Annotated in this window: 26 protein-coding genes; 22 read left to right on the forward strand and 4 right to left on the reverse strand. The window is 37.4% G+C overall.

Going from position 1 to position 25,141, the window contains the following annotated elements:
- From thiI to G3O09_RS09390, 6 genes are all read left to right on the forward strand, one after another.
- On the forward strand, positions 1-1,212 hold the full coding sequence (gene thiI / locus G3O09_RS09365) for a tRNA uracil 4-sulfurtransferase ThiI (protein WP_163101215.1): 1,212 nt from the start codon (positions 1-3) through the stop codon (positions 1,210-1,212).
- A gap of 120 nt (positions 1,213-1,332) precedes the next feature.
- Positions 1,333-1,524, forward strand: a complete 192-nt coding sequence (locus tag G3O09_RS09370) for an alpha/beta-type small acid-soluble spore protein (RefSeq protein ID WP_163101216.1) — start codon at positions 1,333-1,335, stop codon at positions 1,522-1,524.
- A 365-nt stretch (positions 1,525-1,889) separates the two neighbouring features.
- Complete coding sequence (mbcS, locus tag G3O09_RS09375) at positions 1,890-3,473, forward strand: acyl-CoA synthetase MbcS (protein ID WP_163101217.1); 1,584 nt, start codon at positions 1,890-1,892, stop codon at positions 3,471-3,473.
- Positions 3,474-3,687: 214 nt separating this feature from the next.
- A complete protein-coding gene (locus G3O09_RS09380) occupies positions 3,688-5,277 on the forward strand; it encodes an amidohydrolase (RefSeq protein WP_163101218.1) in 1,590 nt (529 codons plus the stop codon).
- A 103-nt stretch (positions 5,278-5,380) separates the two neighbouring features.
- The gene (gene rarD / locus G3O09_RS09385) at positions 5,381-6,310 is read left to right on the forward strand and encodes an EamA family transporter RarD (RefSeq protein WP_163101219.1); all 930 of its coding nucleotides are present in this window, start codon (positions 5,381-5,383) and stop codon (positions 6,308-6,310) included.
- 82 nt (positions 6,311-6,392) lie between these two features.
- Entirely contained in the window at positions 6,393-7,007 is a 615-nt protein-coding gene (locus tag G3O09_RS09390) for a LysE/ArgO family amino acid transporter (RefSeq protein ID WP_163101220.1), read from the forward strand.
- Positions 7,008-7,108: 101 nt separating this feature from the next.
- On the opposite strand, the gene G3O09_RS09395 is transcribed toward G3O09_RS09390, so the two are convergent.
- A complete protein-coding gene (locus G3O09_RS09395; protein ID WP_163101221.1) occupies positions 7,109-7,912 on the reverse strand; it encodes an NAD kinase in 804 nt (267 codons plus the stop codon).
- 202 nt (positions 7,913-8,114) lie between these two features.
- Between G3O09_RS09395 and sppA the strand changes: the two genes are divergently transcribed.
- The 9 genes from sppA (at position 8,115) to G3O09_RS09440 (ending at position 16,293) form a co-directional block, all read left to right on the forward strand.
- The gene (sppA, locus tag G3O09_RS09400) at positions 8,115-9,128 is read left to right on the forward strand and encodes a signal peptide peptidase SppA (protein ID WP_163101222.1); all 1,014 of its coding nucleotides are present in this window, start codon (positions 8,115-8,117) and stop codon (positions 9,126-9,128) included.
- A gap of 12 nt (positions 9,129-9,140) precedes the next feature.
- Entirely contained in the window at positions 9,141-9,671 is a 531-nt protein-coding gene (locus G3O09_RS09405) for an RDD family protein (protein ID WP_163101223.1), read from the forward strand.
- A 106-nt stretch (positions 9,672-9,777) separates the two neighbouring features.
- On the forward strand, positions 9,778-10,476 hold the full coding sequence (locus tag G3O09_RS09410; protein ID WP_163101224.1) for a DUF2953 domain-containing protein: 699 nt from the start codon (positions 9,778-9,780) through the stop codon (positions 10,474-10,476).
- 14 nt (positions 10,477-10,490) lie between these two features.
- Positions 10,491-10,946, forward strand: coding sequence for a GerW family sporulation protein (gene ytfJ / locus G3O09_RS09415; protein ID WP_163101225.1), 456 nt, complete (start codon positions 10,491-10,493; stop codon positions 10,944-10,946).
- Positions 10,947-11,392: 446 nt separating this feature from the next.
- Positions 11,393-11,893, forward strand: a complete 501-nt coding sequence (tpx, locus tag G3O09_RS09420; RefSeq protein WP_163101226.1) for a thiol peroxidase — start codon at positions 11,393-11,395, stop codon at positions 11,891-11,893.
- 107 nt (positions 11,894-12,000) lie between these two features.
- Positions 12,001-12,990: a class I SAM-dependent methyltransferase gene (locus G3O09_RS09425; protein WP_163101227.1), complete on the forward strand. Its 990-nt coding sequence runs from the start codon at positions 12,001-12,003 to the stop codon at positions 12,988-12,990.
- Positions 12,991-13,627: 637 nt separating this feature from the next.
- A complete protein-coding gene (locus G3O09_RS09430) occupies positions 13,628-14,815 on the forward strand; it encodes an acetate kinase (RefSeq protein WP_163101228.1) in 1,188 nt (395 codons plus the stop codon).
- 132 nt (positions 14,816-14,947) lie between these two features.
- Positions 14,948-15,781, forward strand: coding sequence for an EcsC family protein (locus G3O09_RS09435; protein WP_163101229.1), 834 nt, complete (start codon positions 14,948-14,950; stop codon positions 15,779-15,781).
- Positions 15,778-16,293 (forward strand): MogA/MoaB family molybdenum cofactor biosynthesis protein, encoded by a 516-nt coding sequence (locus G3O09_RS09440; protein WP_163101230.1) that lies wholly within the window; start codon positions 15,778-15,780, stop codon positions 16,291-16,293. Before G3O09_RS09435 ends, G3O09_RS09440 begins: the two co-directional genes overlap by 4 nt.
- Before the next feature lie 151 nt (positions 16,294-16,444).
- On the opposite strand, the gene G3O09_RS09445 is transcribed toward G3O09_RS09440, so the two are convergent.
- On the reverse strand, positions 16,445-16,759 hold the full coding sequence (locus G3O09_RS09445; RefSeq protein ID WP_163101231.1) for a hypothetical protein: 315 nt from the start codon (positions 16,757-16,759) through the stop codon (positions 16,445-16,447).
- 199 nt (positions 16,760-16,958) lie between these two features.
- Here G3O09_RS09445 and G3O09_RS09450 point away from each other — a divergent pair, with 199 nt between their 5' ends.
- Positions 16,959-18,167, forward strand: coding sequence for an argininosuccinate synthase (locus G3O09_RS09450; protein ID WP_163101232.1), 1,209 nt, complete (start codon positions 16,959-16,961; stop codon positions 18,165-18,167).
- Positions 18,164-19,537: an argininosuccinate lyase gene (argH, locus tag G3O09_RS09455; RefSeq protein WP_163101233.1), complete on the forward strand. Its 1,374-nt coding sequence runs from the start codon at positions 18,164-18,166 to the stop codon at positions 19,535-19,537. The genes G3O09_RS09450 and argH overlap by 4 nt, the downstream gene beginning before the upstream one ends.
- A gap of 54 nt (positions 19,538-19,591) precedes the next feature.
- On the opposite strand, the gene G3O09_RS09460 is transcribed toward argH, so the two are convergent.
- A complete protein-coding gene (locus G3O09_RS09460; RefSeq protein WP_163101234.1) occupies positions 19,592-20,038 on the reverse strand; it encodes a universal stress protein in 447 nt (148 codons plus the stop codon).
- A gap of 100 nt (positions 20,039-20,138) precedes the next feature.
- On the opposite strand from G3O09_RS09460, the gene G3O09_RS09465 reads away from it, so the two are divergent.
- The 4 genes from G3O09_RS09465 to G3O09_RS09480 all read left to right on the forward strand — a co-directional run bounded on the left by G3O09_RS09465 (position 20,139) and on the right by G3O09_RS09480 (position 22,658).
- The gene (locus G3O09_RS09465; RefSeq protein ID WP_163101235.1) at positions 20,139-20,342 is read left to right on the forward strand and encodes a hypothetical protein; all 204 of its coding nucleotides are present in this window, start codon (positions 20,139-20,141) and stop codon (positions 20,340-20,342) included.
- Between the two features lie 228 nt (positions 20,343-20,570).
- Positions 20,571-21,197 carry a YhbD family protein gene (locus tag G3O09_RS09470; RefSeq protein ID WP_163101236.1) on the forward strand — a complete coding sequence of 209 codons (627 nt, stop codon included), beginning with the start codon at positions 20,571-20,573 and terminating at the stop codon, positions 21,195-21,197.
- Positions 21,198-21,209: 12 nt separating this feature from the next.
- Positions 21,210-21,923: a cytoplasmic protein gene (locus G3O09_RS09475; RefSeq protein WP_163101237.1), complete on the forward strand. Its 714-nt coding sequence runs from the start codon at positions 21,210-21,212 to the stop codon at positions 21,921-21,923.
- Between the two features lie 24 nt (positions 21,924-21,947).
- Positions 21,948-22,658 (forward strand): cytoplasmic protein, encoded by a 711-nt coding sequence (locus tag G3O09_RS09480; RefSeq protein WP_163101238.1) that lies wholly within the window; start codon positions 21,948-21,950, stop codon positions 22,656-22,658.
- 273 nt (positions 22,659-22,931) lie between these two features.
- Here G3O09_RS09480 and G3O09_RS09485 read toward each other — a convergent pair whose 3' ends face one another.
- The gene (locus G3O09_RS09485) at positions 22,932-24,026 is read right to left on the reverse strand and encodes a M24 family metallopeptidase (RefSeq protein WP_163101346.1); all 1,095 of its coding nucleotides are present in this window, start codon (positions 24,024-24,026) and stop codon (positions 22,932-22,934) included.
- A 158-nt stretch (positions 24,027-24,184) separates the two neighbouring features.
- On the opposite strand from G3O09_RS09485, the gene G3O09_RS09490 reads away from it, so the two are divergent.
- Positions 24,185-24,868 carry a metal-dependent hydrolase gene (locus tag G3O09_RS09490; RefSeq protein ID WP_163101239.1) on the forward strand — a complete coding sequence of 228 codons (684 nt, stop codon included), beginning with the start codon at positions 24,185-24,187 and terminating at the stop codon, positions 24,866-24,868.
- Positions 24,869-25,141 lie beyond the last annotated feature (273 nt).

The raw sequence follows: 25,141 nt of genomic DNA on the forward strand, positions 1-25,141 counted from the left end.
ATGAAATATGATCATATTATTATCCGTTACGGTGAATTGTCTACGAAAGGTAGAAATAGAAAAGGATTTGTAGATCGACTAAGACGAAGCATCAAAAAAGCATTACAACCTTTTCCATCTATTAAAATAGAAGCAACAAGAGATCGAATGTATATTCTTTTAAATGACGAGATGGTTGAACCAATCCTTGATAAATTGAAGGGGATATTTGGAATTCAATCTTTTAGCCCAGCCATTAAGGTTGAAAAAGATTTAGAAGAAATTAAAAAAGCTGCTCTTTTTTATGTGAAGGATATAAAAGAAGATATTCAAACTTTTAAAGTGACAACTAAACGTGCCGACAAGGAATTTCCATACGACACAGATGAAATTAATCATAATGTTGGCGGATATATTTTGAAAAATCATGAAAACTTGAAGGTGGATGTTAGAAAACCAGAATTAAATCTACTTGTGGAAGTACGTAAAGAGGCAGTATTCCTTACAGGAAGAGTGATTCCTGGCGCAGGGGGATTGCCATATGGAACAAGCGGAAAAGCGATGCTCATGCTCTCCGGCGGAATTGATAGCCCAGTTGCAGGGTACCTATCGATGAAAAGGGGATTAGAAATTGAATGTATCCATTTTTACAGTCCTCCTTATACAAGTGAACGCTCGAAACAAAAAGTGATTGATTTAGCAGAAGTGCTTTCTGGATTTTCAGGCCATATGACTTTGCATGTTGTTCCGTTTACCGCAATTCAAACTCTAATTCAAAAACAAGTACCTGAAAACTATACAATGACCACTACAAGAAGACTTATGTTGAAAATTGCCGATAAGCTTAGGGAAAAAAATGAGGCTTTAGCTATCGTAACAGGTGAAAGTCTGGGACAGGTTGCAAGCCAAACTCTTGATAGTATGTATACTATCAATGAGGTAACCAATACTCCTATCTTACGTCCACTGATTACAATGGATAAAAACGATATCATTGCAACGGCAAACGAGTTAGGAACTCTTGATATTTCGAACAGGCCATTTGAGGATTGCTGCACTGTATTCACACCCGCTAATCCAAAAACGAAACCTAAACGTGATAAAGTCAACCATTATGAAAGCTTTGTTGATTTTGAGGAATTAATAACAGAAGCGGTCCATTTGACAGAGACCCTCTATTTTTCTGCAAAATCGGATAATAAGAAGACACTTAAAGAGGCGGATTTATTTTAAAAATTCTGTAGGAGCAATGTTTTAATAAATTTGGACTTTTTGTGAACAATTACCAAAGAAGATTTCGCATATAGCCATGTGTTTTTACACAATCTATTGTTACAAGGAGGTGAAAAACACATGGCAAACAACTCATTAATCGTACCAGGCGTACAAAGCGCTCTTGACGCAATGAAGTATGAAATCGCTACAGAATTTGGTGTACAACTTGGAGCAGACTCAACTTCTCGTGCAAACGGGTCAGTTGGAGGCGAAATCACTAAGCGTCTAGTTCAAATGGCTGAACAACAATTAGGTGGTTTCCAACGATAATTAAATAATATGGCTGCAAAAAGAGTCGACATTAGTCGGCTCTTTTTTTTGGGTGTATTCGTAAAGTTTGTTGCTTTATTCGTTTACTTTAACATTAACGATAAACGATATTGAAATAGAACAAAAGTTGAACAAAATTACACCAAAAATAAGACAAAGAAAAATTTCCAAAAGCTTTTAAATTAGATATTAGTTTAGTTTTTCTAGTATTTTCTGCTGAATATTCACGTATCACAACACAGACCAAATCTACTAATATTATATTAAAAAATTTTTATTATAAAAATAATTTAAAAAAATCTTACTATTTTGTATAATGGAGGAAAGTTGTCTAATGTTGTAATTATTAAGGGGGAGGAATATTTATGAAACGTGAAGATTTACTTGCTCCAGAAATGTACAATTTAACCAGTGAAATGGAACAGTTTGCAACAAATCCAGAAAAGAAAGCTTTATTATGGGAAGATGAAAGCGGTAACAAGAAAGAAATTACATATCAAGATTTATTTAAAGCTGCAAACAAAATAAGTAATGTGTTTACAAAACATGGATTAAAACAAGGGGATACGGTGCTTGTCATCATTCCACGTTTGGTAGAGGCTTACCAAGTATACATAGCGGCATTGAAAGCAGGATTAGTGGTCATTCCTAGTTCGGAAATGTTAAAGACAAAGGACCTTCAATATCGAATCACTCATGGAGATGTAAAAGGAGTCATTAGTTATCACCCATATACTAGTGAGTTTACAGCTGTTTCTGAATACGAGCAGTTAGTAAAACTTTCAGTTGGTCAGGCAAAGGATGGTTGGTTACTGTTAGATGAGGAAATGGAGTCCGTTTCTGATGTATTTGAAGCAGCAGCGACAAAAGCCGAGGACATGGCTTTCCTTTCTTACACTTCTGGGACAACAGGCAATCCAAAAGGTGTTGTACATACTCATGGATGGGCATATGCACATTTAAAAACTGCAGCAGCAAAATGGTTATGTATTGAAGAAAGTGATACTGTTTGGGCAACTGCAGGCCCTGGTTGGCAAAAATGGATTTGGAGCCCATTCCTTTCCGTTCTAGGATCGGGAGCGACAGGATTAGTGTACAATGGAAAATTTGAGCCTAATAAGTACCTAGAATTACTAGACCAACATGAAGTAAATGTTCTTTGCTGTACACCGACTGAATACCGTTTGATGGCAAAGGTGGACAACTTGGCTGATTATAAGTTAGAAAAACTTCATAGTGCTGTTTCGGCTGGTGAACCTTTAAACCGTGAAGTCATTGAAACTTTCCAAAAATATTTCAATGTAACTGTACGCGATGGATATGGTCAAACAGAGAATACATTATTAGTAGGAACGACAAAAGAAATGGACCTAAGAGCTGGTTCAATGGGAAAACCTACTCCTGGGAACCGTGTAGAAATCGTGAATGAACAAGGCGAGCCTTGCGGAGTAGGTGAAGTTGGGGACATTGCAGTCCATGTTGAAACTCCAGCACTTTTTAAGAATTACTATAAAGATCCAGAACGTACTGCCATGCAATTCCGTGGTGAGTATTATATTACAGGTGATAAAGCGAAAATGGACGAGGAAGGTTACTTCTGGTTCGAGGGCCGTGGTGACGATATTATTATCAGCTCAGGTTATACAATCGGGCCATTTGAAGTAGAGGATGCACTTGTCAAACATCCTGCAGTTAAAGAGTGTGCGGTTGTCGCAAGTCCAGACGAGGTTCGTGGGCATGTTGTAAAAGCATTCATCGTCTTAAGAGAAGGCGTTGATTCGAATGATCCAGAATTAATCGCTAAACTGCAACAACATGTAAAAGATTTGACTGCGCCATATAAATATCCAAGAAAAATTGATTTTATTGAAGAATTGCCAAAGACAACTTCAGGCAAAATTCGCAGAATCGAACTTAGACAACAGGAACAAGCATTAGGATCTAAATAAATAGTAGAAAACCCAAAGGTTAAAAGGCAAATGCCAATTGACCTTTGGGTTTTTAAGTGTTGTAAAGCTTAGCTATTTTCTAAAAGATTGTTGATTTTTTATTGGTTTTGTAAAAAATGCAACAAAGTATAAGAAAACAGCCTAAAACTTAAATAAAGTAGATGGAAATAATTCTCTATTATAAAATAGAATAAAACGACAGGAAGTGGCATATATGGGGAAGCTTTGGCATGGTGGGACCATTTATACAATGGCCCAAGAAAATGAAAAAGTAGAAGCAGTATATACGAAAGACGGTAAAATTGTAGAAACAGGAAATTATTTGGAACTGAAACATAAATATGGTAATGAAAGTGAAGAAGTATTTTTGAATGGCTCGATGATGCTCCCAGGCTTGGTGGATGGTCACTTACACTTAATAGGCCATGGAGAGAGCTTGCTTAGATTAGACCTTTCAAATATGAAGAGCAGGGAGCAAGTTCTAGAAGCTATCATGAAAAAGTGTAGTGAGACTCCCGCAGGAGAGTGGGTCGTGGCAGAAGGTTGGAATGAGAATAATTGGCTAAATCAAACCATTATAACGGTTGATGAACTAGATGCAATCTCACAGAAACATCCTATTGTACTGAAAAGGGTTTGCCGTCATGCATTATTGGCTAATACAACTGCAATGAATGTAGGTGGGGTATCAAGCGACTCGATTCCTCCATCAGGAGGTGACTTTGGCCGATTCGAAAATGGCAGGCTTAACGGACTCTTTCTTGACCTAGCTCAATCAAAAATTTTAGACCATTTACCAGGAATTAATGAAGAGTATTTAAAAAGAGCGTTACGAATTGCAATCAATGATTGTTATAAGTATGGAATTACTGGGGTACATACTGAGGATTTATTTTATTATAATGGCTTTCATCCTACTTACAATGCGATAAAAGAAGTCATTGAGGAAGAACTTCCTATTCGTGCACATTTACTTGTTCATCATGAAGTCATTGATGACATGGATTCAAGTGGTCATTGTTTTAAAAGTGGGAGCGCACATGTAGAATTTGGTCCTATGAAAATTTTTGCTGATGGATCACTAGGGGGACGTACTGCTTTATTAAGTAGGCCATACGCAGACGATCCAGCGAATAGGGGCATAGCGATATTTACACAGGAGGAGCTGCTAGAACTCGTAAAAAAAGCTAGAAAAAAGAATCTTCCAGTAGCGATACATGCCATTGGGGATGAAGCTTTCTCCTATGCTTTAGAAGCAATCATAGAATGCCCACCCCCTTGTGGGACAAGAGATAGGCTCATCCATGCCTCTGTACTTAGAAAAGACTTGATTGAAAAGTGTAAAGGCTTGCCACTTGTATTAGATATACAACCTGTATTCGTCGCTTCGGATGGAAGGTGGGCAATGGAGCGATTAGGGAATGACCCAGTTTACTTACCATATGCTTGGAAGACTCTGATTAAAGCGGAGTTGATATGCGCTGGAGGTTCTGATGCTCCTATTGAAAGGCTAAATCCTCTTTACGGAATTCATGCAGCTATCTATCGAAAACCTTTTGAAGCCGCTAGTGAAGCATTTCTTCCTGATGAATGTTTGACAATGTTCGAGGCAGTTCAATTATTTACGTGTAAAAACGCCTATGCTGCATGCAATGAGAATCGATTTGGCTATATTAAAGCTGGATATGATGCCGATTTTACTGTATTCCACGAAGACTTATTCACATTAAAGGATGAAGAATTACTTAGTGCGAAAGTTAAAATGACAGTCATTGGTGAAAAAAGTGTCTACTATCAGGCATAACGTTTTTCAAAAGTTCTTGAGAAATTTAAATGGATTTATTTTTCTACTCACCTTATAATAGATTTATTTCGATAACAGAAATAAATAGAAAAGAGGACAAAAGATGAATCAATCTCAAGAGCGTGAAGGGATTATTTTCGCTGCGCTTTCCTATTTCATATGGGGAATTGTACCGCTTTATTGGAAATGGCTCGATCACGTTGGTGCAGAAGAGATTCTAGCCCATCGTGTAATATGGTCCTTTGTCTTTATGGTGATAATTTTGTTATGTACAAAAAAGTGGAGCCATTTCGTAATATACTTCAAAGAAATTTTAAAAAACCAGAAAAAACTGTTTGCGTTAACCGTTGCATCGGTCCTTGTCAGTATGAATTGGGGCATATTCATCTGGGCAATTAATGCCGATCGCATTTTAGATACTAGTCTCGGTTACTATATTAATCCATTAATTAGTGTACTATTGGGAGTCATTATTTTAAAAGAAAAGCTTTCAAGACCTCAAGTGATATCGGTCATTCTTGCAGCTATCGGTGTTATTATTTTGACTATCCATTTTGGGAAATTTCCAATTGTATCATTTTTCCTTGCGATTACATTTGGTTTATATGGACTTGCAAAGAAGATGATTAATGCAGATGCTTCTATTGGATTGACGATGGAAACGTTGATGGTGACACCCATTGCAATAGGATACTTTCTTTTTATTACATTCCAAGGAAAGTCGATGTTTGCTAGTTCAATGGACACCGCCCTTTTATTAATAGGAGGAGGGGTAGCAACAGCCTTACCTTTATTATTTTTTGCAAAAGGAGCTCAAAAGGTATCTCTTTCCATGTTAGGATTCCTACAATATATTGCTCCTACGTTGACTTTACTGATAGGTGTATTCATTTACCATGAAGAGTTTACTAAAACTCATCTTGTTTCATTCATATTTATTTGGGCCGGTTTAATTATTTATTCTTTATCCAAAACGAAATTCAGAATACCCACTGATCAGAAATGGAAAAGAAAACATAATATTGGTGCGTAAAAACCCACTCTAAGAAACACACGCAAGGTTTCCCATCCAAGCGTGTGTTTTTTCATATATTAAATGGATGAGAGGAAGAAATATGTTACCTGCAATCTTACATGGAATTATTTTAGCTTTCGGGCTCATTCTCCCTCTTGGGGTACAGAATGTGTTCGTTTTTAATCAGGGAGTATCTCACTTGAGATTTATTCAAGCTTTACCTGTGGTAGTTACTGCCGCCCTATGCGACACTCTATTAATTTCCCTTGCTGTTTTGGGAGTTTCGGTAATCGTTTTGGGAGTGCCTATTATTGAGACTAGCCTTATGATCGTTGGAACATTATTTTTACTCTATATGGGCTACCTTTCATGGAAAAGTACCGCATCAAACCCACAACCTGATGGGGAAGCCTTTTCTACAAAGAAGCAAATTGTATTTGCATGTTCTGTTTCGTTATTAAATCCACATGCCATTATGGATACGATTGGAGTAATTGGAACAAGCTCCTTAACCTATACAAATACTGAAAAGGTAGCCTTTACGATGTCTTGTATTGCCGTATCCTGGTTATGGTTTTTTAGTCTAGCCTTGATTGGAAATAAAGTAGGGAAATTGGATAATTCGGGGAGGTTTATTGTTGCCATAAATAAAGCATCAGCCATTCTAATGGTGATGACTGCTCTGTATTTAGCATACGGTTTACTAACCAAGTGAAAAAAGCACGCAAAGAGTGGATTTTCTCTGTGTGCTTTATTACTTGAAGAAAATCTAGCTTTATTGAATATATAATAGTGTCTAGCTACGATGCTCTTTGCTCATAGAAAAGTCCGTTTGACCTTTTCCCAGAATGAATTATCTCTCAATTTGACCGTTTTGATTTTCTTTTCACTTAGCTTGATATGGATTTCTTTAATGTGACGGACGCTTAATGCCTCATTATCCATTCCAATCGTCGGGTAGTCGTTACCATCTTGAACGATTTTTAAGGTAAGCTTTCTATTGCCACTGAGGATAAAAGGAGAGCCTAGTGTCCGATATGTATTATTATTTAATGAAGCCAGTTCACTAACTTGAAAACAAGGAAGCATTGGGTCCACTACAGCTCCACTCACTGACTTGCTATAGGCTGTACTTCCAGTTGGAGTGGATACAATCATTCCGTCCCCTCTAAATGTCTCAAAGTGAAGCTGGTCGATAAAAACATCGATGACGAATGTTTTAATGATGCTTGAACGTAGGGACAGTTCGTTTAAGCAATAGAATGAAGGCTGACGGTCAAGCGAAACCTCAATAGTAGGATATTTTCGTACTTCGATCTGTTCGTGCGTCATGGCTTCGATCAGTTTTGACGTATCATTGATGGAAAAATCACAATACATATTTAAATTCCCAGTAGTAGATATGCCAGCATATAGACAATCTTCCCGGAATCCTGTTTTTCGTACTGCTTGTAGAAACGAACCGTCTCCACCAACACTGACTATGATGTTTGCTTGATGGTGATCGTTTACTTTAACAAACCCATATCTTTCGGCCAATTCATATAAAGGATGGACTTTTTCAAGCATGTCAGAGGATTTATTATGGAAAAAGTATACATTACGACGACGTTCAGACATTGTATAGCCTCCTTAGATGGTTCATAATTTGTGGAATTGACAACATATTTACAAATTATTTGTTAAAATATGAAAGGTATGTCTTATTTTATAAAATTAATAAGCAGATGTAAAATTCCTAGGTGACAAAAATAATGATTATTTAATGAAACATTATTTGCTCCTGAGACGTAAATGATAGGTATAAAAGGAGGAATACTTAATGAATGGAAAGCGTTGGGCAGCTCTTGGAATAGCTGTTGGATTATTTGTCGTTTCAATTTTTATCAGCTTAGCTTCGTCATTTTTCTTAAAAGATACTGAAAGCTCATTTAGTGAGTTACTGGCAATGAGTGAAGAAACATTCACTGAGGAAGTAATTGAAGAAGGCGATGGATTCAATAAGATTGCTGTGCTAGATGTAGAAGGGGTTATACAGGATACAGGTGATACAGGGACTTCGATACTAGGCACTGCTGGATATAACCATAAGGCATTTATGCAAAAGCTTGATATGGTTAAAGAAGATGATGATATTGCGGGTATCGTAATCCGAGTAAATTCTCCAGGCGGAGGCGTTGTAGAGAGTGCTGAAATTTACGATAAAATCAATGAAATAAAAAAAGATACGAAGAAGCCCATTTACATTTCAATGGGTTCCATGGCTGCATCTGGTGGATATTACATTTCTGCACCAGCAGATAAGATTTATGCTAGCCCTGAAACCCTGACAGGTTCTCTAGGGGTAATCATGCAAGGATATAATTATCAAAAGCTTGCAGAAAAATATGGTGTAGAATTTGTTACTATCAAAAGTGGACCTCATAAAGATATCATGAGTCCAACTAGGGAAATGACTGCAGACGAAAGAAAGATCCTTCAATCTATGATTAACAATTCATATGAACAATTCGTCAAAATTATTGCAGATGGAAGAGGACTTTCAACAAGCCAAGTGAAAAAAATAGCAGACGGACGAATTTATGATGGTCGTCAGGCTAAAGAAATCGGGTTAATTGATGAATTTGGACATTTAGATGATGTCACTACAGCGATGAAAAAAGACTTGAAGATAGACAATGCTATGGTGGTTAGGTATACCGATATGATGGGATTTGGTTCTTTGTTCTCTATGAGTGCACAAAAGGTGTTCGGATCGGATTTGGAGATGGCAGGCTTAGCAAAGATTCTGTCTCAGCCAAACTCTCCACGATTAATGTATCTTTATGCTGAATAGGGGGAAGAGAACATGAATCATGAAACAGAAATAAATCCCCCATCTAATGAGGGGACCCTAGAGCAAGTCAATAGCATGAAATATGATGGACAAAATCATATGGAAAATCAACATATTGATAAACAACTTTTATATGCTGGTTTTTGGATGCGCTTTTGGGCTTATTGTATCGATTTGATTGTAGTTGGTAGCATTGATCGCATTTTAGTCAAACCTATTTTAAAAGCCTTGGATGTCTCCCCATATGCATTGCCAGTGTTTACGCCTTTGACCATCGCAACTGCAATTACCTTTTATCTATATTTTGTATTCATGACAAAAGGGTTTGGACAGACGCTTGGTAAAATGGTACTTGGGCTTAAGGTTGTATCTCTTAGAGAAGGAAACCCTACATGGGGAACTATTATTTTCAGAGAATTTATAGGTCGCTTTATTTCAAAAACTACAGTAGTGGGTTACATTATTGTAGGGCTATTACCAAAAAAACAAGGTCTCCATGATATTTTTTCAGATACTACGGTTGTATTGGAAAGAAATCGATAGTCCATAACGGCTTTGAACAATATGTAAAAGTAAACCTGCTGAAATAGGCAGGTTTATTTTTTTTCTTTTAGCTAATAATGATAGGCTGAAAGGCTGTGAAAATGGTATGTATTGGTTTATTGCAATCATTTCGTTATTCATTATTATACTAATTATCATTCTTTTTACAAAAGTGACTATAGAGGTTTTTTATTACCATGGCCAAGATAATGATCAGCTTACGGTAAGAATTCGAGCGCTCTTTAATTTGGTGAAGAAAAAAATAGATGTTCCACTTATTAAGGTTGATGATAATTCTCCATCATTAGTGGTAAAGGAAAAGGTTCAAACAGGTGAGGATGACTCTAAGGCCAAAAAGAAGGTCCAGCAATTCACCCCTCATGATTTCATGGATGGACTTCATGATACAAGAGAAATGCTTACCCATATAATCGGCCTTCACAAAATTATTAAAAAGTTCCTTCGGACAGTTACTGTTCACAGCTTTCATTGGCACAGCATGATTGGGACTGGGGATGCGGCTATAACAGGTACTTTGGTTGGCGGTGCTTGGGGATTAAAAGGTGTCATTGTTGGAATCTTAACTCGGTATTTGAGATTTCAAGTAAGTCCTGACTATACTATTACACCAAGCTTCCAACATGCCATTTCTCTAACGAAAGTTAATTGCATAATTCGGTTTAGAGTTGGAAATGCTATCATGGCAGGATTAAAGTTAATCCGTTTTTGGCGAGGTGGTAAACCGTCTTTTAAGACAAAACCATTATCGTACATATCAAAGGAAAGCAAGAATCCGACAGTATGATAGGAGGAGAAAGTATGTCTGACAATCATCCGATACAAGGTTTGATGAGCTCTGCAATGGAAAACTTGAAGCAAATGATAGATGTCAACACCATAATTGGAGACCCGGTTGAAACTCCTGATGGTAGTGTAATATTAACAGTATCTAAAGTAGGATTCGGATTTGCCGCAGGGGGAAGTGAGTTTCAATTAGATTCAGAAAACGGTGACAATCAAAATCATTACAAACATCCATTTGGTGGCGGTAGTGGGGGCGGAGTCTCAATCACACCAATTGCATTTCTTGTAGTGAATGGAAGTGGCGTGAAAATGATGCATTTGGATCAAAGCACACATTTGTTCGAGAAGATTTTGGATTCAGCTCCAGCAGCAGTGGAGAAAATTCAAGGAATGTTTTCCAAAAAAGATCAATCATCATCAGGCGCTTACTCTACTCCAAATATAGAACCTAAACAAGAATTAGATATTTAAAATGTGTAACCCATCGTTCAAAATATTGAACGGATGGGTTTTCATTTGTTCACTCTTTTTTATTGGCTCTATTCGTATAGTTGTTGTTATTAGACTATAGAGTTTGTCCGTTGATTGCAGCGAGAGGCACCTGCTTTTAAGCGGTGAGGGAGGGAGCCTACTCGGCGATACCGCTTGTGGGGTCTTCCCACTTCCTCTTTTTCCCGCAGGACATTGAATATGCTTTTTCAAATAAACACCGCACGAAGGAAATGCGAATGCATTTACGAGGAGTCAAGTGCCCTCCACTACAATCAACTCAGATAGTTAAAGTTAAATTACACAAAAAGCAACAACTTTGCGAAAACAGCCTTTTTATAAAAGGAATTAGTTAAATAATTGCAAATTTTCATATGTAAGACTATGATTACACTGTACATATAGTTTATTTAAGGAGGAAATTATCAATGGCAACTATTACATTTAAACAAAATCCAGTTACTTTACTAGGAAATGAAGTAAAAGTAGGAGATCAAGCTCCAGATTTCACAGTATTGGCTAATGATATGTCACCTGTGACTCTAGCGGATTCAAAAGGATCTGTACGTTTAATCAGTGTTGTTCCATCTCTTGACACAGGTGTGTGTGATGCTCAGACTCGTAGATTCAACGAAGCGGCATCTCAGTTAGATAACGTTAAAATCTTGACTATTAGCGTCGATTTACCGATGGCTCAAAAGCGTTGGTGTGCAGCTGCAGGTATTGAAAACGTTCAAACTCTTTCTGACCACCGTGACCTTTCATTCGGAGAAGCTTATGGGGTACATATTAAAGAATTGCGTTTATTAGCTCGTGCAATTTTTGTAGTAGATTCTAACGACAAAGTAACTTATGTGGAATATGTAAGTGAAGGTACGAACCATCCGAATTATGAAGCGGCTATTGAAGCTGCAAAAGCAGCAAAGTAATCGTATACTATTATTAGAGAACCTGGCTGATGCCAGGTTTTCTTTTTGCTTTAATCACCTCCTGAGTATTACAATAAAGAACAGAATGAAAATGCCAGGAGGAGAAAATGGATAAATTCCTAACAGTTGAACAATTATTTCAATTATTTGATTCAACATCTATCACATTACAAGAAGAATTGGATTGTACATACCTAGAAGCTTTAGCCGAAAGTGGAGAAAACTTATTCCATGGAGAAGTCATCCAAGATGAATTGAGTGAAGTCACTAAGAAAAGATTAGCGAAACAATATGCAGAAATAAATTTAGGAAAATATAGTAGGGAAGACATCCGAAAAGGATATCAGCTTGCGATCTTAAAAGGGATGCAGGAAAACGTTCAACCAAATCATCAAATGACCCCTGATTCAATGGGGATGTTTATTGGATACCTCATAGGAAAGTTAACAAAAGGACAGCCAACCTTTTCACTCTTGGACCCTGCTGTCGGAACAGGAAATCTATTATTCACTGTGATGAATGCATTGCCTGATAAAAAGATTCAAAGCTATGGTTCAGATGTGGACGAGGTGCTTGTAAGGCTGGCATATATCGGAGCCAATTTGCTTGAGCATTCTGTTCAATTTTTTAATCAAGATAGCTTAGAGCCTTTATTTGTAGATCCTGTGGATATTGTAGTATCAGATTTACCTATCGGTTACTATCCTAATGACATTCGGGCAAATGAATATGAGATCAAGGCAGAAGATGGTCATACATATGCCCATCACTTATTCATTGAACAAAGCATCAATCATTTAAAGCCTGGTGGGTATGGAGCTTTCTTAATTCCAAACAACCTTTTTGAGTCTGCGCAATCTCCATTACTCCATGAGTATATTAAGCATCATGCTTACATTCAAGGCATCATTCAGCTGCCTAATTCCATGTTCAAAAGTGAAGCAGCTGCTAAAAGTATCTTGATCATACAAAAGAAATCAATTGAAGTATCCTCACCAAAAAATGCATTGTTAGTGCAATTACCTAAATTATCAAACCAAGAAGCAATGACAGGAATCTTGGCAAAGATCGATCAATGGTTTGTGGAGGAAAAATAATTTTGTCAATGAGGACTCGAAATTTCGGGTCCTTATTTTTTGCTATGTTCGTAAACTATGTTGCTATTTTACAATGGAGTGCTTGATTGCAGCGAGAGGATGCTCGCTTTCCGCGGGGCGGGCGGTGAGCCTCCTCGGCGCTATACGCCTGTGGGGTCTCACCTGTCCCGCTGTTCCCGCAGGACATTGAATAAGCATCCTCGAATAAACACCGCACGAAGGAAATGCGAATGCATTTTCGAGGATCTCGCACCTTGCGCTCCAATCAAGCTGTATATTAACTGTTTGCTTTAACAAAACCAATTAAAAACCACAATCTTTTAAAAAAAGTGCATACTTTTTTCTTTAGAAAATTAAATAGTCTGTGAATTGTGTACAATGAAACCATTTTTTTCGTAACGTAACAAGATAAAAGTCTTCACAAATACCGACTAATTTTCTAAGGATATCTGGGTTTTTCTAATTGCCAAAAATCTGAATAAATTTACTTTTGAATGTAAACGATACCAAATTTACTTCCTTCTTGAAAAGCATGTTACACAATGATTAAATGGGGAAATGTAAGTAATGATAATAGAACTACTACTATACATTTATTTCGACTTTTCTGTAAGTGATATATAAAGGAGCGTAAACGATGTCAAAGATTATTGCTATCAATGCGGGAAGCTCTTCATTGAAGTTCCAGTTATTTGAGATGCCGAGCGAGAAAGTAATTACAAAAGGTTTAGTTGAAAGAATCGGATTGAATGATTCTGTTTTCACCATCACAGTTAAAGATGAAAAAGTAAAAGAAATCACAGATATCCCTAACCATGATGTGGCTGTAAAAATGTTGCTTGATAAACTAATCAAGCACGATATTATCCAGTCATTCGATGAAATTGAAGGGGTTGGCCACCGTGTCGTTCATGGTGGAGAGGTGTTTAATGACTCTGTTATGATTACAGAAGAAGTGTTGAAGCAAATTGAAGAACTTTCTGATCTTGCTCCGTTACACAATCCTGCTAACATTACAGGGATTAAAGCCTTTCAACAGATTTTAAAGGACGTTCCTTCTGTTGCAGTTTTTGATACAGCGTTCCATCAAACGATGCCTGAGAGTTCATACTTATACAGCTTGCCATATGATTATTATAAAGAGTTTGGCATTCGTAAATACGGTTTCCATGGTACTTCTCATAAGTATGTTTCAGAAAGAGCCTCAGAAATGTTAGGCAGACCAGTAGAGCAACTTCGCTTAATTTCCTGTCATTTAGGAAATGGGGCAAGCATTGCTGCTATTGAGGCAGGAAAATCAATTGACACCTCAATGGGATTCACTCCTTTAGCAGGTGTGACAATGGGGACAAGGTCTGGGAATATTGACCCGGCTTTAATTCCATATATCATGGAGAAGACAGGCAAGAATGCAGACGAAGTATTAGACGTATTGAATAAAAAGAGCGGTATGTTAGGGGTATCTGGATTCTCAAGCGATCTTCGAGACATTGAAATTAAGGCAGAACAAAAAAATGAACGCGCTGAGCTAGCATTAGAAGTTTTTGCGAATAGAATCCATAAATATATTGGTTCTTATGCTGCCCGTATGAGTGGGGTAGATGCTATCATTTTCACAGCTGGTATTGGTGAAAATAGTGATATTATCCGAGCAAAAGTATTAAGAGGCCTAGAATTCATGGGCGTATACTGGGATCCTGCCCTTAATAAAACAAGGGGTGAGGAAGCATTCATTAGTTATCCACATTCTCCAGTCAAAGTAATGGTCATCCCTACAAATGAAGAAGTCATGATTGCACGTGACGTTCAAAGATTAACTAAATAATTTATTGCAAAAATATAAGGGTTAACCTGAGTTTATTTCTTGGGTTAGCCCTTTTTCTATACATTTCAAGCTATGTTATACTATTGGTAAAATATAAAAGGAAATGTATGGATAACGAAGGGGGATGTAGATATGTGGAATAAGCGTGAAGAAGAAGCCTGGCTAAAAATACAAAAATGGGAAGAACAACTGCATCAATATGAACCTTCCGAGTTTCAGCTTTTGTACGATAAAGGATTGGAAGCTAGTTTTTCCCTCCTTTCTGAAGATATACAAAGTCAGTTTTTTTCTAAGATGGATTCATGGTTATTCCATTTGCATGCACTTGTTCAAAACTCTCAATTTCAACAGGATGCTCGGGATAGAATTCTTTCATCTGCAAGAGTATTCCATGAAGATGTGGAATCAATATTCGATCTTCGTTATCTTTCCATTGATAAATTAACTTTTATTGCGGAACAACAAATTGCTAAGCACAGATTATATTCCTTTACACAAGGAGGATTAAGTGGAATGGGGGGAACGGTACTGTTAGGGACCGACCTGCCCGCGATGACAGTCATTAACCTTCGAATGGTCCAATTGATTGCTATGAGTTACGGATTTGAAGTAAATACTCCATATGAGATGATGCTTTCCCTAAAGGTTTTCCATGCTGGTACTTTACCTAAACGATTGCAAAAGTACACTTGGGAAGAATTGATGGAAGATATAAAGACCAAAGAAGACCAATATTTTTATCAAGGTAATGAAGAAATGACAAACATATCTTGGCTTGAGCAGCCGATGAAGCAAATACTAAAAATCATGGCTATCACTGCCCTAAAGAAAAAGAAATTCCAAGGGTTACCTCTCATAAGTATGGCGATTGGAGCGGGAAGCAATTATCAGATGACAAGAAGGGTAAGTGAGTTTGCTCATATTTTTTATCAGTATAGATTTCTGGAAGGGAAAAAGAATCTATGAGTTTTATAGATCATAAAAAGGATGCTCCGGAATCTGTAGGATGTATGATTATAACGGTTAGTGATACCCGTACGGATGCAACTGATAAAAGTGGAAAATTGATGTGGGATCTCTTGGAGGTAGAAGGTCATAAAATCATTCTTTATCAAATCGTGAAGGATGATCAACAGTCAATAAAGGATGCGATTATAGCAGGCTGTGAACATCCACAAGTGGAAGTCATCCTTACAAATGGTGGGACTGGGATCTCGAAACGGGATGTAACCATCGAAACCGTCCAATCCATTATGAGCAAGGAAATGGTCGGCTTTGGAGAAATTTTTCGAATGCTTAGCTATACAGAAGACATTGGATCAGCTGCGATTTTGTCACGTGCAATTGCAGGCATTGTCCATGATAAAGCAATTTTTTCCACTCCAGGATCAACTGGCGCAGTTAAGTTAGCGATGAATCGACTGATCTTACCTGAGATTGGGCATGTGGTCAGGGAAATTAAAAAGGACCTTGAATGATTTAAGACTACATATTACTTCGTTTCAATCATATCAACTTAAGATTCAAAAACTCGTCAAATTGACGAGTTTTTTTAATTCAAATAGTAAGTTGGAATCCAATTGCAAAGTGAAGAAAAGTGCTTATTGATGGATAATTTTTTTGTGACAACTATAAGTGTGACTTTTCAGAAACTCCTTGATTCGCCCGATACCACAACCATAAATCATTAATGATAGAGGCATTTTCAGCAATTTCTGTATTTAACCTACATGAAACTTCAAAGTCTTTTTCAACAGAAAGTTGGGTCTGTTTTTCATCAATTATTTTTTCAATTTCTTTTATGCGATCTGGAATACTTCCTCTGATTTTTTCCCAATGCAAAAGCAAATGCTGTTGTTCATCCACATGTATGTCATCCCAGTTACGCTGTAAATCAGGAATGGTGATGCCGAGTCGCTCATCATAGATAAAAAATTCATTCATGGATATTACCTCCTAGCGTACCGATTATCCATAATTGTACTATATTTTTGATAAACTGAATCATTTACTGAATATTTAAACTCTTAATTTCCTACACAAATCTTCTTGATTTTATGAAATAAAGCTGTTAAATTTAACTCATGGATGAATAAATATAAAAAAATATGAATTTTTATTCTTATATAGGGAGGAAATTACGATGGAACAAGGAAAGATTGTATTAGCTTATTCAGGAGGATTAGATACCTCCGTAGCGATAAAATGGTTGCAGGAACAAGGATATGAGGTTATTGCATGTTGTTTGGATGTCGGGGAAGGAAAAGATTTGGAGTTCATAAAAAATAAAGCATTGTTAGTTGGTGCGAGTAAGTCCTATGTGATTGATGCAAAAGAGGAATATGCTCAGGACTTCGCCCTTGTTGCCATGCAGGCTCATACCTTATATGAAGGGAAATATCCTTTAGTATCTGCATTATCACGTCCATTGATTGCAAAAAAACTAGTTGAAATTGCAGAGTTAGAAGGTGCTGTAGCAGTAGCACACGGATGTACAGGTAAAGGGAATGATCAAGTACGTTTTGAGGTTTCCATTCAAGCACTAAATCCTAATTTGAAGGTGATCGCTCCTGTCCGTGAGTGGAGCTGGTCACGTGAAGAGGAAATTCAATATGCATTGGAAAAAGAGATTCCAATTCCAATTAATTTAGATAGTCCATTTTCCATCGATCAAAACCTTTGGGGTAGAAGCAATGAGTGTGGTATTTTAGAGGATCCTTGGGCTGCCCCACCAGAAGAGGCATACGAACTGACAGTTAGCTTGGAAGAGGCACCTGATACACCGGATATGGTGGAAATTGATTTTGTAGAGGGTGTTCCGGTATCCCTAAATGGTGTTTCCTATTCTCTAGCAAATTTGATTCTGGAGTTGAATAAAATTGCTGGGAAACACGGTGTTGGACGTATTGACCATGTTGAGAATCGTTTGGTCGGCATCAAATCCCGTGAAGTATATGAGTGTCCAGGTGCCATTACATTAATTAAGGCTCATAAAGAATTAGAAGATATTACTCTAGTAAAAGAAGTTGCACATTTTAAGCCAAATATCGAGAAAAAACTGACAGAGTTGATCTACGAGGGGCTTTGGTTCTCGCCGTTAAAGGATGCACTGATGGGCTTTTTGAAAGAAACTCAAAAAACGGTTAATGGTACTGTCCGAGTTAAATTATTCAAGGGTCATGCAATCATTGAAGGACGTAAATCCGAGAATTCTTTATATGATGAGAAGTTAGCGACATACACATCTGATGATGAATTTGATCATACAGCAGCTGTAGGCTTCATTTCCTTATGGGGTCTTCCAACAAAGGTGAACAGCATTGTTAACAGTAAGAAGAAGGTGGGCGTGTGAAAAAGTTATGGGGTGGAAGATTTACGAAATCCGCTGAGCAATGGGTAGATGAATTCGGAGCTTCCATCTCCTTTGATCAGGAGCTTGTGATGGAGGATATTCAAGGCAGTCTCGCCCACGTAAACATGCTTGGAAAATGTGGAATCTTACCACAAGGGGATGCCGAGCTAATTACAAAAGGCTTACAAACCTTACAGGAAAAAGCAGAGGCTGGTGAACTCCAGTTTTCGACCAAAATGGAAGATATCCATTTGAATTTAGAAAGCTTCCTGATAGATGAGATAGGACCTGTCGGAGGAAAACTTCATACAGGAAGAAGCCGTAATGATCAAGTGGCTACTGATATGCATCTATATTTAAGAAATCAGACACATGATGTAATTGAGTTAATTGAGGAATTACAACAGTCACTTATCGAACAAGCTGAGCAACATATTGAGACGATTGTTCCAGGATATACTCATTTACAACGCGCTCAACCTATTTCTTTTGCCCATCATCTCATGGCTTACTTTTGGATGTTAGAGCGGGATAAACAGCGTTTTACAGAATGTTTGAAACGGATCAATGTTTCTCCTCTAGGAGCCGGTGCATTGGCTGGTACTACTTTTCCGATCGATCGTGTATATTCAGCAGAATTACTAGGATTCGAAGGAATCTATGAAAATAGCTTAGACGCTGTAAGTGATCGTGATTTTATTGTTGAATTCCTAAGTCATTCTTCCATTCTATTCATGCACCTTTCACGATTAAGCGAAGAAATCATTCTATGGTCGAGCCAGGAATTCCAGTTCATTGAATTGGATGACGCCTTCTCGACAGGATCCAGTATCATGCCTCAAAAGAAAAATCCTGACATGGCAGAATTGATACGAGGTAAAACAGGACGTGTATATGGTAATCTGTTTGGATTGCTTACGGTCTTAAAAGGCTTGCCTCTTGCCTATAACAAAGACATGCAAGAGGACAAGGAAGGCATGTTTGATACTGTAAAGACGGTCATTGGTTCATTGAAGATTTTCACAGGTATGATTTCTACCATGAAAGTGAATACAGCAGTCATGGAAAAGGCTACAAAATCCGATTTCTCTAATGCTACTGAACTTGCAGATTATCTAGCTAATAAGGGATTACCATTTAGGGAAGCACATGAAGTGGTAGGAAAACTAGTATTGACATGCATTCAACAAGGTTGCTTTTTAGCTGATTTGAGCCTGGTAGAATATAAGATTGCTTCGGAATTGTTTGAGGAAAATATTTTTGAGGCACTTCAGCCATATAAGGCTGTTGAACGTCGGAACAGTGCTGGCGGAACAGGCTTTTCACAAGTCCGGATTGCAATTGAAAAGGCGAAAAAATTAATAAAATAAGATAAAAATAGGAAGAAAGGGGCGATTTCAAATGAAATTGCCCCTTCTTCCTACTTATTTTTCATCAGTTCGAACAATGAGTATGTCACAAGAAGCATAACGGCTGATGTGCTCTGAAACGCTACCGATGAAGAATCGTTCCACCGCATTTAAGCCTGTGGCTCCACAAATGATTAAATCAATTTCATATTTTTTTGCTATGTCTTTTGGAATTTTAATTTTTGGAGAGCCGTAATCGATCACTATGGTGACATTATTTAATCCAGCAGCTTTGGCTTCCGTTTGATACCTTTCAAGTATATCCTTTGCATAGGCTTCAGAACGAAGGGCAACTTCTTGATCATATGACTCGAATGTTACGAAATTACGGGTATCAATGACATGGGCGATTACGAGAGCTGCATCATTCCGCTTAGAAATTTGTACTGCTTTTTTAAATGCCCACTCCGCTTCTTTTGATCCATCCACTGCTACAAGAATGTTTTGATAATTTAGTTCCATAACTTCTCTCCTCCTTTTAACATTATTATACAGTATCCTACTCTGTATAATTGTTTCCAAATTACGAACAATACTGAAGTAATAGGAAGGAGGGATACATATGGAAAAGAAGCAACCTGCTCAATTTATTTATGATGATTCAGCACAAGGTGAAACCATCCAACAAATTTCTGAATCTTATACAAGTGGTGAAGTAGCAGAGCAAAATGCAACTAACCAGGAAAATCAAGTAAGTCAAGAGGGTTTAGGGAATCAAGAAAGTCAAGTTAGTCAATCAAGTCAATCCAATATATTCGAAGGCTAACAATGGGAAAAGGAAAAGTAAACTTCTTATCGGAGGTTTACTTTTTTATTTTATAAAAGTATTTATTTACGATTATCCAAATACGAACCTAATAAAGAATAGTGAGAGCATCAAACAGTAAGCATTTAATTTTGAATAAAGGGTAGTTTAACCAAACTAAAAATTAAAGCTATGTATTTACAACGTAACAATGTTCTGTTACATTATAAGTGGGAGGAGGGAATCAAAATGAGTGAAGAGGAAATTTCAAAAAAAGAATTACTTGAATTGACAGGTATTTCCTACGGCCAGTTATATAGATGGAAACGAAAGAATTTAATCCCAGAGGATTGGTTTATCAGAAAATCCGCCTTTACTGGGCAAGAAACCTTTTTTCCTAAAGATAAAATTTTAGAAAGAATTGAGAAAATCCAACAAATGAAGGAGAATGTCTCACTCGATCAATTGGCGGATATGTTTTCATCGAATCTAGACAGTCTTACTTATCATCAGGATGATGCTTTGGAACGTAACATTGTTTCGAATGTAGCTGCAAATCTATTTAGTAACCTATTTAAGAGTACAGAATGGAACTTCCTACAACTATTACACGTTTTTATAGTTGATAAAGGTCTACAATCAGGAGATTTACATATAAATGACGCGGAAATGGTTTTACAAGTCTTGAAGCAATATGGTGAAGAACTACTGACAGAGGCTTCAACAATAGTGGTAACAAGGAAAATGGGGGTTTCTTCATGCTTTCTTCTTATCAAGCAGGAGAGTTATTTGATGGACATTGACACAAAACTGGTTTGGGAATCTAAAATAATGGATCGCATCGAGCAGTTAAAGATGATTTGTTTAGAAGGATAGGGGGAGGAACTTTTGGAAAATAAGGGAGAAATTTTAATAAATGGATTTGGTTCTTCTAATGGGGGGACTGTTCACCGTGTAACCATAAATGGAAAAGGGACAATTAATGGAAATGTGGAAAGTCAAATTTTTGAAAGTAATGGTAAAGCTACCTTACACGGAAACTTGATTTCAGAGAAGACAATTGTTAGTGGATTTGCAAAGATCAACGGAAATATTGGGGGTAAAGAACTTAGGGTAGATGGTATTGCTACGATTTCTGGAAAGGTGAATTGTGAGAATTTCGTTGTTTCAGGAAAAGCCAATATAGGTTCAAGCGTAAAAGTAGAAGAAATAAAGATTCAAGGAAAGATTAATGTTGATGGGGATTGTGAAAGCGAGACTTACTTATCTGAAGGAAATTTTTATATTGATGGACTGCTTTCAGCCGATACTGTGGATATTTCACTACTAGGTCATTGCCAAGCAAGAGAGGTTGGTGGCCAAACCATAACGGTGCGTAAGGGGGCATCAGGGTTTGGATTGTTTGTAAATACCTTCCTAACAAATGTTTTTGAAACGGAATTAGTTGAGGGTGACACAATCGATTTAGATTTTACAAAGGCAAAAATGGTTCGAGGAAATGATGTGGTCATTGGTCAGGATTGTGAAATCGACCGTGTTGAATACAGACAAACAGTACGATTACATGAAAATGCTAAAGTTAAAGAATGTATTCAGGTATAGGGGAAATAAGGGGGAGAGAACAGGATGAGTGGACAGCGAAATTTAACGATTAATGGATCTGGTGTCTATTCAGGTGGGAGTTATAAAAAAATTCGCATTGCTGGGGAAGGAACAATCTCTTCGGATGTTGAATGCTCAGAGTTTAATATCTTTGGAACTGGAAAAGTGGTAGGAGTACTTCATAGTAATAATATTAATGTACTCGGAGAGTCTGAAATCGAAGGTAAAATCTCTTCGGACGATATTAAAGTCTTTGGGACTCTTGTAGGAAAGGACAGAGCCGAAGCCAAAAGGCTGAATGTTTGGGGTTCAGCTGAATTTTATCAAAACGTACATTGTGAAATAGTCGATGTGAAAGGGAGTCTCTCAATCAAGAATAACCTCGAGGCGGAGAAGTGTACAGTGAAGGGAATTCTTAAAGTAGATGGTCTTTTGAATGCAGATATCATAGATATTCAAATAAATCATGCTTCAGGTACCGCAAAAGAGATTGGTGGCGAGATGATCACGATTAAAAAGGCGTTCAAGCTAATCCCATTTTTCAAAAGTACAAGGGATTTCACTGCTGAAACCATTGAAGGTGATACCATCCACCTTGAAAATACAATAGCAGATATTGTTAGAGGAAAGAAAATAGTCATTGGAGAAGGATGCAGGATCGGGCTTGTCGAATATGAAGAATCATTTGAACAACATCCCAGTGCCACTATCGGAAATGTTATTAAATTAGTTTAAATCACAGAGAGAAGTCGCTCTTGTCGTTACCGAATTTAAATAAAATTTTCCAGTCAGAAGAATACAGATAAAACCAGGTGATTTTCCGCTTGGTATTACTAGGTACAGATTAAACTTAAGCTGTGCACCTGCTTTATATAATTAAATATTCCTCTCGACAATCCAAAAAGATCCTCCATTAGAGAAGGATCTTTTTTTCTTCCAAAGAAAATCGGTCACAATGATTGCAGATAGTGGAATTACAAGGCTGATTCACCACCTGTATCCAACCTATTATCTGATGATTTGTAATTCTTTTGGATAGTGTGTAAGAATTTCACAACCATCTTTAGTAACTAGGACATCATCTTCAATTCTTACTCCCGCTACAGATGGGACATAAATTCCTGGTTCAATGGTAAAGACCATGCCTTCTTTCAATACAAGGCCATTCGTTTCAGTCATGGAAGGATACTCGTGCACGCTGATTCCCAATCCATGCCCTAAACGGTGAGGGAAATACTCTCCGTATCCTGCTTCACGAATGATGTTTCTAGCAGTCAAATCAATCTCTGCAGCAGTTTTTCCAGGCTTAGTCGCAGCTACTGCAGCTAATTCAGCTTTAAGAACGGTATTGTAAATTTCGTGCTGCTTCTCGCTAATATCATGGAATGCTACCGTCCTTGTAATATCAGAGCAATACCCGTTGTATACCACACCTAAATCAAACAGCACTAAATCTCCTTTTTGGATTTTTGTTTGACCTGGAGTACCGTGTGGAGATGCTGCATTGGCGCCAGTTAATACCATAGTGGAAAACGCCATTTGATTGACGCCTTTTTTCTTTAATTCGAATTCAATGGCAGCCAAAATATCCATTTCGGTCTTGCCTTCTTTGATTTCAGACACCCCTACTTCAATAGCGAAGTCTGCAAGCTTACAAGCCTCACGAATCAGCTTCATTTCATCTTCACTCTTTACCATTCGAAGCTCTCGTAACACTTCTTCTACAGGGAATAAATTAGGAGCTGAGAAAGTAGCTTGTAATTTTTCATACCGTTCCACATTCATATGCTCTTTTTCAATGGCGGCTTGACGTATTGTCAACGCACGCTTTTTGACTGCGGCTTGTATGAATTCCCATGGATCTTCAATATCCGTATATCCGATGATTTCCTCTTGCCATCCTGCATGTCTTGCTTCTTCAATCTCCATTTTCGGGCAAATGAGAATCGATTCACCTTCCTGGAAAGTCATTAATCCAAGGAGTCTTTCATGTGGATTGCTGTGGAAGCCGCTTAAATAAAATACATTATCTGTAGATGTCACAAACGCAACATCAATTTCTTTTTCTTTCAACCAATTTTGTAGCTTTAATTTTTTATCCATCATTTCGCTACCTCCAATTATATTCTATAACACGAGAGTAACAGTGAAGGTCTTTCTTTGCAATTATTTGTTGTCATTCTTTATAATGGTAAAAACAGAGAAACATCACCATTTGCACAATTTCTTATTAATATTGAAATTTAAAGGAGCTGAACCATATGAAGGTTTCATTTCATGGACATGCCATCATCCAAGTGGAAACAGAGAAGAAAACGATTTTGTTCGATCCATTTATTACTGGTAATGGTTTGACAGACTTAAAGTTAGATGAGGTAAAACCGGATGTGATTATACTAACTCATGGTCATGATGACCACGTAGGGGATACAGTTGAGTTAGCCAAAAAACATGGTTCACTTGTAATTGCTAATTATGAATTAGGTGAATTCCTACTAAATGAAGGAGTAGAAAACGTTCACACTATGCATATTGGTGGTGCGCATACCTTCGAATGGGGAAAGGTGAAGCTAACACCAGCTCTTCATGGATCAGGATACCAAACTAAAGATGGACAAATGGTGTATTGCGGAAACCCAGCTGGTGTTTTATTAACTATAAACAATAAGACTATCTATCATGCAGGGGATACGGGAGTGTTTTCTGATATGAAATTAATTGGAGATCGTCATCCAGTTGACGTTGCTTTTGTGCCAATCGGGGATAATTATACAATGGGACCAGAGGATGCTGCCTTAGCAGTTGAATTCCTTAATCCGAAAACAGCTGTCCCGATTCACTATAATACTTTTCCTCCAATCAAACAGGACCCACAGCAATTTGTGGACATGTTAAAAACGGGAATTGGCAAAGTGATGAATCCTGGTGATGTTTTAGAATTATAAACTGGAAGTCTGAAAGGATAAACCATATTTTGAATGTTCAAGAGATTGACTCTTTGTTTAGAGCAGTCTCTTTTTTGCTGAAAAGAGTAAAGCTACACTATTATTGGATAGATTACGTTTTGGTAATAAAAGTGAAATTTCGGTAAAAAATTCTTACATTTGGTAAAATGCCAAGTCCATTCGGTAAATTACCATGTCTAGCCGGTAAAATCCTTAAGTTTCTAAAGATTTATCGAACAAGTTGTCAATATTATCATAGGCTTGCATAAGGTG

Origin of the sequence: Peribacillus alkalitolerans, assembly GCF_010882125.1 — a bacterium.
Taxonomy (GTDB): domain Bacteria; phylum Bacillota; class Bacilli; order Bacillales; family DSM-1321; genus Bacillus_BN; species Bacillus_BN alkalitolerans.